The 17,165-nt window shown below is 44.0% G+C and carries 17 protein-coding genes; 7 read left to right on the top strand and 10 right to left on the bottom strand.

The window, feature by feature from the left end; genetic code table 11:
- Nucleotides 1-4: 4 nt before the first annotated feature.
- On the top strand, nucleotides 5-376 hold the full coding sequence (crcB, locus tag I3255_RS01655) for a fluoride efflux transporter CrcB (protein WP_238036220.1): 372 nt from the start codon (nucleotides 5-7) through the stop codon (nucleotides 374-376).
- 173 nt (nucleotides 377-549) lie between these two features.
- Here the strand turns inward: crcB and I3255_RS01660 are convergent, their stop codons facing one another.
- The gene (locus tag I3255_RS01660; RefSeq protein WP_238036221.1) at nucleotides 550-1,269 is read right to left on the bottom strand and encodes a tetratricopeptide repeat protein; all 720 of its coding nucleotides are present in this window, start codon (nucleotides 1,267-1,269) and stop codon (nucleotides 550-552) included.
- A gap of 48 nt (nucleotides 1,270-1,317) precedes the next feature.
- On the opposite strand from I3255_RS01660, the gene I3255_RS01665 reads away from it, so the two are divergent.
- A complete protein-coding gene (locus I3255_RS01665; RefSeq protein WP_238036222.1) occupies nucleotides 1,318-1,635 on the top strand; it encodes a barstar family protein in 318 nt (105 codons plus the stop codon).
- Nucleotides 1,636-1,789: 154 nt separating this feature from the next.
- Here I3255_RS01665 and I3255_RS01670 read toward each other — a convergent pair whose 3' ends face one another.
- From I3255_RS01670 to potA, 5 genes are all read right to left on the bottom strand, one after another.
- Nucleotides 1,790-2,218 carry a hypothetical protein gene (locus tag I3255_RS01670; protein ID WP_238036223.1) on the bottom strand — a complete coding sequence of 143 codons (429 nt, stop codon included), beginning with the start codon at nucleotides 2,216-2,218 and terminating at the stop codon, nucleotides 1,790-1,792.
- A 259-nt stretch (nucleotides 2,219-2,477) separates the two neighbouring features.
- A complete protein-coding gene (locus I3255_RS01675) occupies nucleotides 2,478-3,368 on the bottom strand; it encodes a LysR family transcriptional regulator (RefSeq protein WP_238036225.1) in 891 nt (296 codons plus the stop codon).
- A gap of 104 nt (nucleotides 3,369-3,472) precedes the next feature.
- Nucleotides 3,473-4,261 (bottom strand): spermidine/putrescine ABC transporter permease PotC, encoded by a 789-nt coding sequence (potC, locus tag I3255_RS01680; protein ID WP_238036227.1) that lies wholly within the window; start codon nucleotides 4,259-4,261, stop codon nucleotides 3,473-3,475.
- Nucleotides 4,261-5,139 (bottom strand): spermidine/putrescine ABC transporter permease PotB, encoded by an 879-nt coding sequence (potB, locus tag I3255_RS01685; protein ID WP_238036228.1) that lies wholly within the window; start codon nucleotides 5,137-5,139, stop codon nucleotides 4,261-4,263. Before potB ends, potC begins: the two co-directional genes overlap by 1 nt.
- Nucleotides 5,139-6,380 carry a spermidine/putrescine ABC transporter ATP-binding protein PotA gene (gene potA / locus I3255_RS01690; RefSeq protein WP_238036229.1) on the bottom strand — a complete coding sequence of 414 codons (1,242 nt, stop codon included), beginning with the start codon at nucleotides 6,378-6,380 and terminating at the stop codon, nucleotides 5,139-5,141. Before potA ends, potB begins: the two co-directional genes overlap by 1 nt.
- 413 nt (nucleotides 6,381-6,793) lie before the next feature.
- On the opposite strand from potA, the gene I3255_RS01695 reads away from it, so the two are divergent.
- From I3255_RS01695 to I3255_RS01705, 3 genes are all read left to right on the top strand, one after another.
- A complete protein-coding gene (locus I3255_RS01695; protein WP_238036230.1) occupies nucleotides 6,794-7,432 on the top strand; it encodes a carbonic anhydrase in 639 nt (212 codons plus the stop codon).
- Between the two features lie 154 nt (nucleotides 7,433-7,586).
- Complete coding sequence (gene gloA / locus I3255_RS01700) at nucleotides 7,587-8,150, top strand: lactoylglutathione lyase (protein ID WP_238036231.1); 564 nt, start codon at nucleotides 7,587-7,589, stop codon at nucleotides 8,148-8,150.
- 77 nt (nucleotides 8,151-8,227) lie between these two features.
- Nucleotides 8,228-9,205 carry a mechanosensitive ion channel domain-containing protein gene (locus tag I3255_RS01705; protein WP_238036232.1) on the top strand — a complete coding sequence of 326 codons (978 nt, stop codon included), beginning with the start codon at nucleotides 8,228-8,230 and terminating at the stop codon, nucleotides 9,203-9,205.
- 126 nt (nucleotides 9,206-9,331) lie between these two features.
- Here I3255_RS01705 and I3255_RS01710 read toward each other — a convergent pair whose 3' ends face one another.
- The 3 genes from I3255_RS01710 to ribA form a co-directional block, all read right to left on the bottom strand.
- Nucleotides 9,332-9,805 carry a cytochrome c gene (locus tag I3255_RS01710; protein WP_238036233.1) on the bottom strand — a complete coding sequence of 158 codons (474 nt, stop codon included), beginning with the start codon at nucleotides 9,803-9,805 and terminating at the stop codon, nucleotides 9,332-9,334.
- A 378-nt stretch (nucleotides 9,806-10,183) separates the two neighbouring features.
- Nucleotides 10,184-11,143 carry an oxygen-dependent coproporphyrinogen oxidase gene (hemF, locus tag I3255_RS01715; RefSeq protein WP_238036519.1) on the bottom strand — a complete coding sequence of 320 codons (960 nt, stop codon included), beginning with the start codon at nucleotides 11,141-11,143 and terminating at the stop codon, nucleotides 10,184-10,186.
- Nucleotides 11,144-11,201: 58 nt separating this feature from the next.
- The gene (gene ribA, locus I3255_RS01720; protein ID WP_238036234.1) at nucleotides 11,202-11,909 is read right to left on the bottom strand and encodes a GTP cyclohydrolase II; all 708 of its coding nucleotides are present in this window, start codon (nucleotides 11,907-11,909) and stop codon (nucleotides 11,202-11,204) included.
- Nucleotides 11,910-12,451: 542 nt separating this feature from the next.
- Here ribA and dxs point away from each other — a divergent pair.
- Both dxs and I3255_RS01730 read left to right on the top strand, forming a co-directional pair.
- A complete protein-coding gene (gene dxs / locus I3255_RS01725; protein ID WP_238036235.1) occupies nucleotides 12,452-14,497 on the top strand; it encodes a 1-deoxy-D-xylulose-5-phosphate synthase in 2,046 nt (681 codons plus the stop codon).
- 353 nt (nucleotides 14,498-14,850) lie between these two features.
- Nucleotides 14,851-15,678, top strand: a complete 828-nt coding sequence (locus I3255_RS01730; protein ID WP_075105898.1) for an inositol monophosphatase family protein — start codon at nucleotides 14,851-14,853, stop codon at nucleotides 15,676-15,678.
- Between the two features lie 57 nt (nucleotides 15,679-15,735).
- Here I3255_RS01730 and I3255_RS01735 read toward each other — a convergent pair whose 3' ends face one another.
- Nucleotides 15,736-17,163, bottom strand: coding sequence for a wax ester/triacylglycerol synthase family O-acyltransferase (locus tag I3255_RS01735; protein ID WP_238036236.1), 1,428 nt, complete (start codon nucleotides 17,161-17,163; stop codon nucleotides 15,736-15,738).
- Nucleotides 17,164-17,165: the final 2 nt, after the last annotated feature.

Genomic DNA, 17,165 nt, shown 5'->3' on the forward strand with positions numbered 1-17,165 from the left:
GTCTATGCAGTGGCTTGCTATTGGTCTGGGAGCAGCATTTGGTGCTTGCCTGCGAGCGTGGCTCTCGCGTTTCAATGCTTTAAATAGTTGGGTACCACTTGGGACTCTGAGTGCTAACATACTGGGCGGGCTTCTAATTGGGCTTGCGCTGGTGTGGTTTGAGCGTATGGGAAGCAATCTATCTGATCATGTGCGTGTCTTTGTGATTACTGGCTTTTTGGGTGGGTTAACTACCTTTAGTACGTTCAGTGCAGAAGTATTTGGCTTTATTCATGATGGGCGGCTGCTGGCAGGCTTAGCGCTCATCGGCTTGCATGTTGGACTGACATTATTAGCAACTGCGCTTGGCTTTTATTTCTTTAAGGTCGTACTTTGAGATTTTATCGATGTCACCTGCTTAATTAGTGGTCTGATTTAAGTAGTTACCAAAATACAGTCTGTTTTAAATGGTCTATTAATAGGTTTGGAGGCTGAAATAACTGGTTCCATTGGGATACGCCCTTTTCACCGCAGTGATAAAATAAGTTTGTCAGTTTCAAATATTTAAACTCAATTATACTTTGTTAAGCGATCATAGTCAGTGCAACTAGACTCAATACCATTACTACAAGCTTTATTAAACCACTCTTTTGCCTTAGATAAATCTTTTCGAACGCCTCTACCCTCTTCATACATAATACCTAAGCTATTCTGAGCTAAAGAATTATCTTGTTTCTGGTTTGCTGATTTGAAGTACCACTCGAATGCTCTTTCATAATTTTGGCTGACTCCCACCCCATTCTCATACATATCTCCAATATTATTTTGTGCTCTAGAATACTCTTGATCGCTGGCTCTTAGATACCATTCAAGGGCTTTACTATAATCTTGTACTACGCCTCGTCCATGGTGATGCATTAGTCCAACTATAAATTGTGCTTCTACCATTCCCTGATCAGCCGCATTCTGATACCAATTTAGCGCCTTTGTATAATCTTGATTGACGCCTAAACCATCATAGTAAAGCTCAGCTAAGTTATATTGAGCAGAGGCTAACCCTTTTTCAGCAGCTCCCTGATATAATTTGAAAGCCTCATCATAGCTTTGCGGGACGCCCTGACCATACTCATATAATGAGCCGAGATTATTTTGAGCTTCTATGTTTTCCCATTCGACTGACGTTTTAGTAGTTATAGAGCTGCATGCCAAAATAGACATAGATGTACTTGCCATAAAAATAAGTAGGGTTAATTTGTAAATCCCTTTGTATACTAGATGCTCTATCTTCATGAGGTATCTCGGTTAGGTCAAACTATACTTAAAAAATGGTGATAATATATGGAAATGGTTATAGATTTTAAAGATGTTGATACAGTTGATAAAATGCATAAAGAATTGAAGCAAGCTTTTGGCTTTCCAGATTTTTATGGAGCAAATTTCAATGCTCTGATTGATTGTTTGGGTGATATACGTTATCCAGAATACGGCATGTCAGAGGTCACTATAGGAGAAAATGAAATATTGAGTCTAACGATTAAAAACTTTCCTTATAATGATGAGTTGATTATTAATAATTTTTTTTATGCTATTAAATGCGTAAACGATAAATCTATTCTCAATGAAGAAAGCCCTTCTATACATTTGATACTAATTTAGGTCAACTAATAAGTGACCTCTATTGTTAATCTCATAGAAACTAACTTAAAAGATTTTAATCGTACCTCTTGATTATGATGAACTACTCCAACGATTTCATAGTCATTAAGTTTATATCTAACAATAGCAGTTTGATATCTGTATAGCGCACCGATCACGAATTGATGATAGCTAAAGCTTTTTCACTTTCAGGTTCTAGTGCTAGCAGCTTAGCAGCATAATACTTTTTTTGATCTTCAGTCAGGACAATTTCAGGTGGTTCGCCTAAATCTATAATAGCATTCAGTATAGAAGTATCCTTTGAATCTAATTCATGAGCTTTGATAAAATAAAACAAGGCAGATAGTCTAGCGCCATCTACGTAATGTAGATAAACCATGCACAAGTCACCTAATTGACCATACCAAAAAGATGTATGTTTTTTCTTTGCAATCTCATCTAAAAGGGTTATCAGATAAACCCCATAATCATCAGCATTGTATATCATGAATGTTGTTAAACCATCTTGATCTTCATCTAATGCCGTAATGTAATCTAGAATTTTATTGTGTGGTAGAAAACGTGATAATTTATACTTTTCCATCTTAATTTCCAGTAATTCCATTACAAGCAATATCACTTATACTGAATAAAAATAATACTCTAAAATGATCTAAAAGCTCACCACATGTATACCATGAAGTACACTGTGAATATGCCAGCGAGTTGAAACGTTGATACCATTACCCTACAGTCAAACATTCAAGTCCTCACTAGGGAGCCATCATTTTCCCCAACGCCTATCATAACGTGATAAAGCGGACGGTATTCTATAACCAAGCAATGCAATGAACAGTGGAGTATTAAACTGGCTTCATAATCCCTTCCAGTAAATTGGCAAATCCCTGCATATAAGCAATATCTTGACTAGAAGTACGCGTCGCGGCGTATAGCTGACAATGTACGCCATCACCTAATGGTCGTGAGACGACCCACCCTTTTTTCTCATACTCAGCAACGACCCAGTCGGGCAGTGCTGCCACACCGCGTTCGCTCGCGACCAGCTGAATCAGCATCGCGGTCAGTTCTGTCGTACGAATACTCTCAAAGCTTACTTGTGCTGGTGTCATAAAATTGGCAATGATATCGAGGCGTTTTGCCTCTACGGGATAGGCAATCAATGTCTCATTAATCAAATCATTTGGTTCAATAAATTCCTGTGCTGCCAAATCATGTGTTGGCGACAACACCAAGCGACTCTCATACTCAAACAATGGCTGATAGCTGATACCGTCGAGCGGCAAATCACTGGTAGTAATGAGCAGATCAATATCACCTTCCATCAAGAGATGATGCGGCTCAGGCTCAAACCCTGTGGCAAAATCCAACTCAACATCTGACCATTCACGGCGATAGTAATTGAGTATCGGCATAAGCCAATCAAAACAACTATGGCACTCTGATGCCAGTCGCAATCGTCCTGCTTGACCGTGCGCTAAGCGTTTAAGATTGGATTTAGTACGGGTCACTTGCGGTAAGATACTGTCTGCCAATGCCAATACTGCTTTACCCGCAGGCGTGAAGCTGAGCGGACGAGTTCGACGATTGACTAAGCTGATGTCGTAATAGTTCTCAAGCTCTTTTAATTGGTGTGAAACGGCAGAGGCGGTGACGTGTAGCTCATCCGCCGCTGCTGCAAGTGAACCATGCGCCCGTAGCGCGGTTAATGTATTAAGATGACGAAGCTCAAGCATGGTATAACCTAACCGCTAAGGTGAGAAAAATTCATTATAGTCAATATGGAGCTGACTTTCACTCATAGCCTGCGATTAGTGATAAGTCAATAAGCAATCCACGTTTAGCGCTTGCGTAACAACAACTGTGAGATGATGACCAATACTAGCGAGGCAACTAGCAATAACGTACCTATCGCATTGACTTCAGGTTTGAGACCGACGCGCACCATAGAATAAATACGTAGCGGCAAAATCTCATAACTGGGCCCTGTGACAAAGGTCGATACCACCACATCATCTAGCGATAAAGTAAAAGCAAGCAACCAACCCGCCATGACCGCTGGCAAAATAACAGGAATCAGCACTGTGCGCACCATGGTTGATTCGTTAGCACCCAAATCACGCGCTGCTTCCATCAAGCGCTCATCCAAGCTGCTCAAACGCGCAAAGACAGTAATCACGACAAAGGGTAGGCAAAAGGTAATGTGTGCCAATAGCAATGAGACAAACCCTAGCTGCAAACCAATTAATAGGAACAGCGCCAATAACGAGATTGCGAGTACAATCTCAGGCGACATCATCAGCACAAATAGCAGACCATTTAGTAAGCCTTTGCCGCGAAAATTATAACGATGCAGTGCTAGCGCTGTAAGCGTCCCTATAAGAGTCGAAACAGTAGCCGCGACCAACCCCAAGACAATAGAATGCCAAAACGCATCGAGCATCGCTTGGTTGTTAAATAATGACTCGTACCATTTTAAGCTAAAGCCGCCCCAGTTGTAGCCGATTTTTGACTTGTTAAATGACATCACCACCAAAACAATAATGGGTAGATATAACAAAGTATAAATGAGACCGAGATAGCCTTTGGCAGCGATACTGCCAATCTTGAGCGTACGTGAATAAGACATTAGGCCACCTCGTTAAAGTCAGTCTTGCCAATGCGGCGACTACTGGCACGGTAAGCTAGTAATAGTACCGCCATTGACACTGTCAATAACACGCTAGCAGCAGCACCAAACGGCCAGTCACGTGCGTCTAGAAATTGGTTTTTGATGATGTTACCGACCAATAAATTGCGAGAGCCGCCCAAAATATCCGCCACATAAAACATACCCATCGCAGGCAGTAGCACGAGCAGTACTCCAGAGATAATCCCCGGCGTCGTTAACGGTAAGACCACATGCCAAAAGGTTTGTGTTTTCGATGCGCCCAAATCTTGTGAGGCCAATAGCATGTCATTGCGCAAATCGGTAAACACCGCATATAGGGGTAATACCATAAAGGGGAACAGCAAATAAGTTAGGCCAGCAATCACCGCGCCTTGCGTATATAAAATATCGATAGGAGCATCAATGGCACCGATTGCCAGCAGTGACTTATTAATCAAGCCATTATTCGCAAAGAGCAGCTTTAGCGCATAAGTACGCACCAAAGAGTTGGTCCAAAAGGGCAGGATCAACAGCAGCATGAGTAACGGTTGCCATCGCACTTTTACCTTGGACACGAGCCACGCAAAAGGATATCCCAGCAGTAGACAGATAACCGTAGTGATACCTGCCATCCATAATGAATGAACAAATACCTCAAAATACAACGGATCAACCATGCGCACATAGCTGTCAATACTGACAGGCAAGCTAATAAAGGCGCTGCTATCACGGGTTAAAAAACTGACAGCAATGACCAATATGTTTGGTAATAGCGCAAATATCAGTAGCCAACCCCAGATCAGCCAGAGCGTTGCCGTACGAAACGGACTTTTGCTGCCTAAGTGGTTGCGGGCCATCAGCTACCATCCTTTTGTGCGATCGCATTGTTTGTATCGTTAGTATCTTCTGGCAACACCCACTCCCAGCCATCGACCCATGAGACTTTGACGCCTTCGTTGAGTTTATAATCAAAGCTTGGGTCATCTTCATCAAAAAATTCAGAAGCCTTGATGATATGGCCATTCGCCAACTCGATAATCGAGTCTAACGTACTGCCTTTATAATTACTCTCGATGACCCGTCCCAACAGTCCACTATGCTCGTTATCTTTTGGATCATATATTCGTAAGTCTTCAGGACGAAGTAGTAAATTAACGATGTCGCCCACTTGAACATCATTGGCAAAATCGGGTCGGCGCAAGTTACGTAGCGTTGTTGGTCCTTCTTGCGCTTGAGCCTCACAAACTTCGACTTCGATGCGTCCATTAGTCACTTTGCCATCGCGATCGGGAAGGTCTGGATAGACACCCTTGACTTCAGCTCTGAACAGATTGGTCTCACCGATAAACTTAGCAGTAAACAAGTTGGCAGGGGTCTCGTAAATCTCGATAGGCGTACCGATTTGCTGGAATGTACCGTCTTTCATCACCGCGATACGATCTGACATCGACAGCGCTTCTTCTTGATCATGCGTGACAAAGACAAAGGTAATGCCTAGCTCACGTTGCAGACGCTTGAGTTCAGACTGCATTTGCAAGCGTAGCTTATGATCGAGCGCGGATAGTGGCTCATCGAGTAGTAATAGCTTGGGGCGATTGATCACCGCACGGGCGATCGCCACGCGCTGCTGCTGCCCACCAGATAAATCTTGCGGTTTGCGATTGGCTAAATGCTCCAACTGCACCATGGCTAGCATCTCGCTCACACGCGCTTGAATCTCGTCTTTCGGGACTTTTTTTAACTTTAATCCATAAGCGACATTTTGGGCGACGCTCATATGTGGAAACAACGCGTACTGCTGAAAGACGGTATTGACCGGACGTTTATCAGCGGATAAACCTGCCATCTGTACGCCATCTAGATAGATTGTCCCCGCATTGGGTTGCTCAAAACCTGCAATCAAGCGCAGCAATGTCGTTTTACCACAGCCTGAGGGTCCAAGCAGGGTCAAAAATTCGCCGTGCTTGATATCAAGGTTGATGTCTTTTAAAACCTCGGTTTGATCGTAGGTTTTTTTGATACCATTTAATTGCAGCAACGTCTTGTCATCCTGAGGTGACGCAGAGGTTTTGTGCGTGTTTGGCGATGGGTCGGTCATAATATCTATTCCTAAGCGTCCAATATGTCAGTACAGCCATTAAGGGAGATGGCTGTCATCAAAAGTATTGGTACGAGCGTAAGCACGATTTGATTACTGTCTGATAGCTGCCTGATTGCTGCGTATTATAACAAACCCGTGATATAAATCAGTGCAAGTTCGTTATAAGTTACGCGAGTCGTACCGTCATAGCAGCGCTAGATACAGCTATATTTTTACAGCTATAGGTTGGTGTATAACGACATTTAAACAAAATTTTTTACCGTTTTTTGGCCTCTATTCCTATACAATCACGGTATGGCTGACAAACATAATGAGTCTGCTAGGTTAGTACCTGCTCGCTGCTCGATGTCTGCATACATGTGTGAAAAGCCGTTTATAACTCTCATATTATTGATAATAAAGGATCTCTCATGCCTACTGATATACGTCCAACAACAGGTCAAGAAGCCCTTGAGCTTTTAAAAGAAGGTAACGCCCGTTACGTTGATAGCCTGACCAGTACTGATGAATATATGCAGCGTCGCCCAGAATTGGTCAAGGATCAAAATCCATTGGCTATTATTTTGGGCTGCTCGGACGCACGAGTACCCGTTGAGATTGTCTTTGATCAAGGCTTGGGGGATTTGTTTGTCATACGTGTGGCCGGCAATGTAGTGGCGCCATCACAGATTGGCTCGATTGAGTTTGCGGCCGAAGCCTTCGGTACACAGTTAGTGGTTGTCCTTGGACATTCAAAATGTGGTGCTGTCACAGCCTGCGTCGAGACCCTGATTAATCCTGAACAGAACTATTCACCTAATTTGCAATCGATCGTTGATCGCATTCGTCCAAGTGTCTATAACTTGCATGAGCTGGCAACAGCCAATGGCCAAGATGTCGATGCCGATGAGCTGGTTGATCGCTCTATCCGTGCCAACGTGCGTATGTCAGTGAGTCAGCTCAGACATGGATCGCGTGCACTAGAGGATTTGACTAACAGTGGTCAGCTACTCGTTGTCGGTGCTGAGTATGACCTAGAGACAGGTAAGGTAAAGTTCTTAGACGGCTAATATATCTGTAAATATGAACATACTTTGCTCATATTCTTACAAAACCCTATCAATTATTTTGCCATTTTTTATTATGATGAAAGAACCAAGCGAATTGCGACCATCGTGATTCGCTTATTTATAACTGCATTTTCTAAATTATATTGGGATAATTATGTCTACTCCATCTAATAATAATAACGCAACCATCGCACAGCCTGCTAGCAGCATCAGTGCAGATGGTGTGCAGTCGATTTCAGCACAAACAACAGGCTTTACTTTCAACCACACCATGCTACGCGTCAAAGATCCTGCCAAGTCATTGGCATTTTATACAGGCGTGTTGGGTATGACATTGCTTGCGGTCAAAAAATTCCCAGATATGGAATTTGATCTATATTTCTTGGCAAAGCTGACTGAGAGTGAGCGTGAGAACCTGCCTGCTGGTGATGATTTAGAAATCTTTGCATTTCGACAGCGCGGTATTTTGGAGCTGACCCATAATTACGGCACCGAGACAAAAGCGGACTTTAGCTATCATGATGGCAACCAAGAACCTCAAGGCTTTGGGCATATCTGCTTTAGCGTACCGAACTTGGATGAGGCCATTGCTTGGTTTGATAAGAACGATGTTGAGTTCAAAAAACGTCCAGAAGATGGCAGCATGAAAAACATTGCCTTTATCAAGGACGTTGATGGCTACTGGATTGAAATTGTACAAGCTGATTTGATGTCATAACTGGCGAAGAAGCAGTGAGATATTCATTTATTTATCCCCTTAAACGCGCGCTAAGACAGCAATAGGAGTACCCCTTTATGCCCACCCCCGACGTGAGTCGCATATCGAATACGTTAACCGATGGTGTAACCATCTATCAACAAGTGGTCTATACCACGCAAGACTTGGCAAGTGGCTTTATTGAGCGCATTCCATATTTTGTGGCGGCGCTTATTGTGTTGGGGATTTTTTGGCTATTGTCGATTATTTTCAAAAAAGTCGTGCATAAAACCTTGGGCGCGCGCGTGCGCCATCAAAACTTGGTGAAAGTGTTTCAACGGATAGGTGGGGCACTCATTCTGTTTATTGGCTTTATGATCGCCATGGTTGTTGCTATCCCTGGATTTACACCAGCCAAATTAATCGGCGCGCTAGGTATTGGTTCGGTTGCGATTGGTTTTGCTTTTAAAGATATTTTTCAAAACCTACTCTCTGGCATTTTATTGCTGATCTCAGAGCCGTTTCGTATTGGCGATCAAATCGTCTCAGGGGACTACGAAGGAACGGTAGAAGATATCAAAATCCGTGCAACGACCATCAAGACCTATGATGGCAGGCAAGTGGTTATTCCAAACTCGGAGCTGTATACCTCAGCATTGACAGTCAATACCGCTTATAAACAGCGCCGCTTGCAAGTGGCAGTGGGCATTGGTTATGAAGACGATATCGAAACAGCAAAAGCTGAGATTCTACAAGCTTTGGATAAAGTTGAAAGCGTATCGAAGAAAGCGACACCAAGCGTGATTGCTACAGGGTTTGGCGGCTCGTCCATAGATCTGATGGTACGCTGGTTTATTGAAGATGGCACACAAGCCAACAAGGTTACCTCAATTCATCAGGTGATTGTGGAAATTAAAAACGCCCTTGATGCGGCAGATATCAATATTCCATTCCCAATACGTACGATAGATCTAAGCGATCCTTCGGTAAAATCTATTGTTAAGCAAATAAATAAGCAGCAAAATGAGGACGTTAATGATGATGCTAATAATGCCAAAAAAATAGAGACAGAGTAATTTACTCAGAGCGTTATTTCAAAGAGCTGCCTTGAAGTGATATTTTTTAAGCAATAAAAAACCGCCATATCATTGAATATGGCGGTTTTTTTGTCTTTCTACAAACTACTAGGCTAGTATAAAGCGTTAGTCATTCTTTGCTCTAAATTCGGTATGGCACGATTTACAGCTTGCGCCCACTTCACCAAAGGCAGGCTGGACGTCTTCGACACTAGTAGCCGACTGTGCAGCAGCATTCAGCTCAGCAGTCACTTTTTGAAAGTTGTCCGCTTCAGCACTGAAACCGTCAGCATTTGACCAAACAGCTTCAGCGGCATTACCCATGGCTTCTTGGTTTTCAAAATGACTCCAAGGGCTTGAGGCGTCTTCTGCCAAGAATGCCGCTTGTTCTTTGAAAACCGCTGCATCAAAGGTATCTGGTGATTTGACCATATCACCCATGATGCCCATCGCATCGCCCCAGCTTTTCATACTGTCTTGGCGCGCTTTGATATCAGGGTCGTCGCCTGCACCGCTACACGCTGTCAAACCCAGCGCCGCTGTCATTAAGGTGATGCTAAAAAAAGACTTCAAAGATTTTTTGGTATAAACCTGTGCCATATGACTTACTCCTTTAAACTTGGCTAATCGCAGGCGCTACTATAAACGCGCACTTTGCCTCAAATATTATTATAAAAATACTGCCGAAAATTCTTTTACGTACAGTAGCCGCCAAAGAACTTCTCTTATTGTAGCGGTTATCTACAAAATGGTAATGAGATAGTTGTTATATCCTCGTAATCATTCAGGTGATTAAAAAGAGTTTATGGCGTTAATAACACGATTATTGTTCATTTTATTTAAATGTCATATCAGTAATGTCATATCAATGCAGTGACATTCAGTATCAGTCATCATATGAATGCAAAAAGGCCAGCTATCGTAGCTGACCTTTTAAATCATTTATCAAAAACTTGAACGACAAGTTATCTGCAAAATCTATAGTGCCAACCAATCGCGTGGTTTTAGATAATAGTCAGTTAGCTCAAATTCAGGTGTGCCCTCAGTCGGCTCAAAACGATAATGCCAGCTAGCAAGTGGCGGCATACTGACTAGGATAGACTCTATACGTCCGTTACTTTGTAAGCCGAACAGAGTCCCACGATCGTAGACCAGATTGTATTCAACATAGCGGCCACGGCGATAGAGCTGAAACTCACGCTGTGCTTCGGTATAAGGCATATTTTTACGCTGCTCAAAAATCGGCATGATACCGTCAAGGTAACCATTGCCAACGGCTTTCATAAAGTTAAAGCAAGTCTCAAAGTCCCAGCCGCGACTCTCTGTACTGACGTCGTCATAAAACAAACCGCCGATCCCACGCTGCTCGTCGCGATGACGCAGATGGAAATACTCATCGCACCACTGTTTAAAGTCAGCATAAATATTGTCTCCAAAAGGCGCGCACAGATCGTGACAGACTTGATGCCAGTGCACACAATCAGCAAGTACGGGATAGAATGGCGTCAGATCAAAGCCGCCGCCAAACCACCAAATAGGCGCTTCGCCTTCCGCTTCTGCGACAAATAAACGCACATTGGCATGGCTGGTCGGCACGTTTGGATTTTTGGGATGGACAACTAGCGACACGCCCATGGCCTGAGCTTTACGCCCAGCGATATTTGGGTGACGGGCCGTCGCTGAGGCAGGCAGGTTATGGACATGAATATGGCTAAACATGACGCCCGCTTTTTCGATGACCTCGCCATCTGCCAATACACATGACCGACCACCGCCGCCTTCAGGACGTTCCCAGTCATCGGGAACGAAGGTCGCGTGCTCATTGTTATTAGTGCTGCCATCGCGCTCTTGTGCTTCTAGCGATGCACAGATGCGTGCCTGTAAATCAACCAAAAATTCGCGCACGCGCATTATGTCATTATTGGTTGGCGTCGTCACTGACGCTACGGTTGACAAGTCTGTTTCGTTATTTGTATTTGTAATACTCATAAGATATCTATTTATTCAGGTGTATGGCGGTATTAAGATCTGTATCGAGAGAAGCGTCTATATCAAGATTGATATTTTTATCAAACAAGTGGCCCATACGATCGCGTTTGGTTGCTAGATATTCAGCGTTCATATCGTTCACACCAACGAGCATGGGCACACGTTCGACAACGTCAATCCCGTGCTCAGTCAGATAAGCAACTTTGTTTGGATTGTTGGTGATGAGCCTGACAGCATCGACACCGATATGGGCGAGCATCGGACCACACATATCATAGATACGCGCATCAGCAGGCAAGCCCAACATGAGATTGGCATCCAGCGTATCATGTCCCTGATCTTGTAGGGCATAAGCGCGAATCTTGTTAGTCAAACCGATACCACGACCTTCTTGACGCAAGTATAAAATAGCACCGCAACCGGACTCTTGGATGGCTTGCATAGCAGTATTGAGCTGCGGACCGCAGTCACACTTCAATGAGCTAAATGCATCGCCTGTTAGGCACTCAGAATGAATCCGAACCAGTGGGACTGGTCTTTGCGACAATGTGTCGTCTGAGCTAGGTACTGTCATTGTGCCTGTCGTTTGATCAACCACAGACAGACCGACGGTCAGCATGACATGCTCTTGGCCTTCATCGTTTTCAAAAATATGAATATCAAACTCGCCGTGACGAGTGGGTAATTTGGCACTAGTGATAAATTGATATGACATTACTGTCCTGCATAAGCCTAAAGTCGTGGCGGTGAAGGGTTTGTGATAATGCTATTAAACCCGCGATGAAATCCTAGCCTAAATGGTAAGGCCAAGATGATAGCAGTATAACCCTTTCATAAAGAACGCGTGCTTATTGTATTTATTATAAAAACACACAAAGTTCACAGACGACGCACGATGATTAAAGCGACAATTAAAAAAAAATGCTATTATGCCATACTATTTTGGTGGATACAGTGACAAGTCTTTATCCTTACATTACTATGTCGTCACTAACATCCGATATTGATGCAAAATAATAGGGCATAATGTTAAGCCTCATTGTTGAAGCATGCAGTCATGCAGTATTGAAACATAGTCTATTGTAGTAGTGTGCCCACGTTATACATAACAAAACTATAGAAATGCAAAAGTTGCATGAATAATTATATGGTCGATTACATCAATAATGATGTAGATATTATTGACGTCTCTCAGTTGTAGCTATTGCTATATTGAAGACACGTCTTGTCAGCAGATTGGTAGGTATCGTACGGTTTATGCAGCAGTCACTTCATTCCCCAAAGTCTCAGTCCTCATCTGCATCAGTATCTGATTCTGCCGCCCAGCTATCGAGCTTACAGCAGACATATACTGTGATTCCTCGCGTGCGTCCGCATACGCCATTGCTTGATGCCATTGACACACCTTCTGATATGAATACGCTTTCAACCACTCAGCTGATTACGCTGGCTGATGAACTGCGTCTTTTTTTGTTGTATTCAGCCGGTCAAAGCGGTGGACATTTTGGCGCCAATTTAGGTGTGATTGAGCTGACGATTGTATTGCATTATTTGCTAGATACACCGCAAGATCAGATTGTATGGGATGTGGGTCATCAGGCCTATGCGCATAAAGTCCTGACTGGTCGCCGTGAGCAGCTGGCAACGATCAGATCAAAAGATGGTTTGACTGCATTCCCAGAGCGTGCAGAATCTATCTACGATACATTTGGCGTTGGGCATTCATCAACCTCTATCTCAGCGGGTTTGGGCATGAGCTTGGCGCTACGCTATCAAGGCCGCGCACAAACCGTTGCCTGTATCATTGGTGATGGTGCGATGACTGGCGGCATGGCTTTTGAGGCCATGAATGATGCAGTCCAACAAGATGCCGATCTACTAGTCATTTTAAACGACAATGATATGTCGATTTCTTGTTCTATTGGTGGTTTTTCGCGACATTTAGCGATGCTTTGGGAGTCGGGCTACCAAGTCGATATCTCTGAGTCAGGCAAGCCTGTGCTCTGCCAGCGTCCTGATATGCAAGCATTTGATCGCCGTAAACGTCATACCGAGCAGCGTGCTGTACCGCAATTAGAAGATAATTTGTTTAAAGCGATTGGCTTTACCTATTTTGGTCCGTTTGATGGGCACAATATTCCTGAGCTTCTGCGTGTGTTGTCAATTGCCAAGCAAGTCAAAGGTCCGGTCTTAGTACATATCTATACCACCAAAGGCAAAGGCTTTGCACCAGCAGAACTAGATCCGGTCGGCTATCACGCGATTAGTAAGCTACCAGCAGAGATTCAGAATGAATCCATAGAGTCAACAAAGCAGAATACAAAACCTGCGCTAAAATACTCGCAAGTGTTCGGCAAGTTCTTATGTGATAAAGCGGCCGAAGACGATAAGTTGCTAGCGATCACACCTGCTATGGAAGAAGGCTCAGGGATGATTGACTTTGCTCGTCATTTTCCAACACGCTTTTTTGATGTGGCTATTGCTGAACAGCATGCGGTCACGCTGGCGGCCGGCATGGCGACGCAAGGTGTCAAACCTATTGTGGCGATTTACTCGACGTTCTTACAGCGTGGTTACGATCAGCTAATTCATGACGTGGCGCTACAGGATCTCGATGTCATGTTTGCCATTGATCGAGCGGGTCTCGTTGGTGAAGATGGTGCCACGCATGCAGGCGTGTTTGATTTTAGCTTTTTACGTTGTATCCCGAATATAGTGATTGCAGCGCCAAAAGATGAAAACGAATGCTACCATTTGCTCAATACCTGCTATGAGTATAAAGGGACAAGCGCCGTACGCTATCCGCGTGGCACCGGTACAGGTGCAGCTATCGAGCAGCCAGCACAGAATTACAAAGTCGGTGAAGCCGTTATTGAGTCAGTATTGGGCAGCAATGATGCGCCTTATAAGCTAGCAATATTGGCTTTTGGTACGATGGTGGCGACCGCTCAGCAAGCCGCCGAGAGCTTAACCAGTGTTGATTCTGAGCTAGAGTGTCAGGTACATGTGGTCAATATGCGCTGGGTGAAACCGCTAGATACCGTAATGCTTGAGAGCTTACTGGCGCAAGGCGTGACGCATATCGCAACTCTAGAAGAGCATATGATCATGGGCGGTGCAGGTAGTGCGGTCAATGAGTACTTGCTTAATGAGTCGGCTGCTTTTAAACGTCAGCGTCCAGCTATTGGCAACATAGGCATTGCTGATCGCTTTATCGCGCATGGCTCACAAGTAGAGCAGTGGGCTGATTGTGGTTTGGATGTCGAAGGCGTAATTAAACAGCTTAAGCAACTGCTGTCATAATTTTTATTTTTAGATTTATAATGTTATTTAAGAATTATTGCTCTAAAAACATATTAATTAAAACCGATATAAGCTCTTTGAGTGGAGCAAACGCCTGCTAGCCGTAGGCGCTGACTTTTTTACAACTTGCGCAGTTTGTATGACCACCAAAATACTGGCTTGGTCAGCGTGACGGTTTTTTCGTTTTTATCGAACAATTTTAGTATAATGCGGTTGTCGTTTATAAATTTTTATTTATAGAAGACACGTTTTTAATCGCATAGATGTGGTGTGATGCGGCGGCTGTTTGGCATGTTGTGGGCACAGAGTTGGTCTTATTTTTTATATTCATTCATCAAGCAAATAGGTTATTTATGGAACCCATGGTCGTCATCGCAGCGCGTACTGCTGAAAAAGTTGGTAAAGAGATTTTATATGCGCATCAAAACCGTCACAAAATCGAGTTAGATATCGAGTCTAAAGGGCTTGATGGTCTGGTTACCCGCATCGATCGCTTTAGCGAAGAGCTCACGATTGAGACGCTAAAAGCTAGCTATCCGAATCATTCGTTTTTGGGTGAAGAGTTTGGTATGCAAGAAGGTCGCGGCGAAGATGCCGACTGGTGCTGGATTATCGATCCGCTAGATGGCACTAAGAACTTTGTCCACGGCGTACCGCAGTTCTGCGTATCTATTGCTGTACAGCACAAAGGCGTGACTCAGCACGGCGTCATTTATGATCCAGTCCGTGATGAGATGTTCTCTGCTAGCCGTGGTAAAGGCGCACGTTTGAACCAGCGCCGTATCAATGTCAGCGAACGCAAAACCATCGATGGCGGGTTTTTTACCACAGGTCATCCGCTTGAGCGTAAGCGCAATGGTGAAGTGATCTCTTATGCCAAGCAGCACTTTGAGAGCTTACAAAAGATCTCTGAAGCTGGTGGTCAGGTACGTCGTCTGGGTTCAGCGGCGCTTGATTTGTGTTATGTTGCTGCTGGTCGCTTTGATGGCTATTTTGAGATGTCGATCAAGCCTTGGGATATCGCAGCAGGTGAGCTTATCGTCACCGAAGCACGCGGCGTTGTGGTCGATCATACTGGCGCGCACAACTCTATGACTTCAGGTTCTATATTTGCTTGTAACGTCAAACTGCTCAAGCCATTGATGCAAACCGTCGTACCAATCTGGGGCGATGTGATCTAATCACAAAATAAGCAGGCTTAAATGCCGAGCGACTTAAATATTAAAAAGCTGGTTCCGTTATGGAGCCAGCTTTTTTGTTTTCTTAACAGGCTTGTCTTCAACGGTAATACCTTTAAACGCCAACTCTTTACTGACAGTCTCTAGCAACTGTAGCTCTTCTTCTATCAGCATGAGCATGTCTTGGACACGTGGTAATGCTTTACTGCAAGCAGTGATGCCAAACTCAATTCTATCTAAATAACTGGCCAAAGTAATATTCATGGCTTGACCATTGAATACGATAGAAGCGGGATACAGTGATTGTAAACGTGCACCATTCCAATATAGCGGCTTCTCAGAACCAGGAACGTGAGAAATAATAAGGTTAAAGGCCTGCTTTTTTGGAAATACGCCAGTCGCCAAGTTGATACCTTGCCATGCATAGGCGATGACACTGTAATTAATGACTTGCGCTTGATTCATGCGGCGAAAGCGACGTTTGCCATTATTCATACTGCGATGGATAAGCTCTATCCTGCGTAATGGGTTGTCTAAATGTGTGCCCAAATTCGCCAGTACAAATGATAGCTGATTGCCCGATATACTATCATCAGTACGCAGTGACATCGGTACAAACGCAATCAACGGCTTGCTGGGTAGCGCATCCATCGAGATCAAATAACGACGAATAGCGCCAGCACAGACAGCTAATACCACGTCATTTCTACTGATTTTTAGTCTTTCGGCAATTTTATTAAAGCGTTGTATGTCGTAAGACTGCGCCGAGATACGACGTGATGCAGATATGCGCCTGTTCAAAATACTCATCGGCGCATCAAACGTACCGACATAGCCTTCATCACCATGATTTTTCAGATTGTCTATCAGTTCTGTAAATACCGGTTTGATGGTAGATATCTGCTCTTTCATGATGCGCCTGATAGATCTTTCGGCAGGCAAAATAGCATTCACTTGATTACGGTGACGCGCCATCAGTGACCATACTGGTAGCGAGACGGGTTCGGTAGGGGATTGTGATAAGGATTTTTTTACCAAACGCATGGCAGCGATACCATCAACGAGCGAGTGATGAATCTTAAAATACCAAGCAAAACGTTCAGGTCCACCTTCTACTTCCGGCTCAATCCCTTCTATGACGTGGCATTCCCAGAGAGGCATCGCACGATCTAACAGTCGCCCATGCTCTCTTGAAACATACATCAAAAGCTCACGGATACGTCCAGGACTTGGTAGTGCCACATGATGAAAATGATGCTCAACATCAAAATCTTTGTCTTTTTTCCAAAACACCAAATGCTCTAGCACCTGATTGAACGGAAAGCTCGGCGGTACATCGGATTCTTGCATTTGTTTTACCAGCTGATAGACAAAGTCGCTATCAGCGCCTTCGGGTAATTCAAATAAAAACAATCCGCCAACGTGCATTGGCTGTTTACGCGACTCAAGAAGTAAGAACAACTGGTCGACTGCTGTGAGAAGTCGCATAA

Origin of the sequence: Psychrobacter sp. Ps6, from assembly GCF_022129235.1 — a bacterium.
Lineage (GTDB): Bacteria > Pseudomonadota > Gammaproteobacteria > Pseudomonadales > Moraxellaceae > Psychrobacter.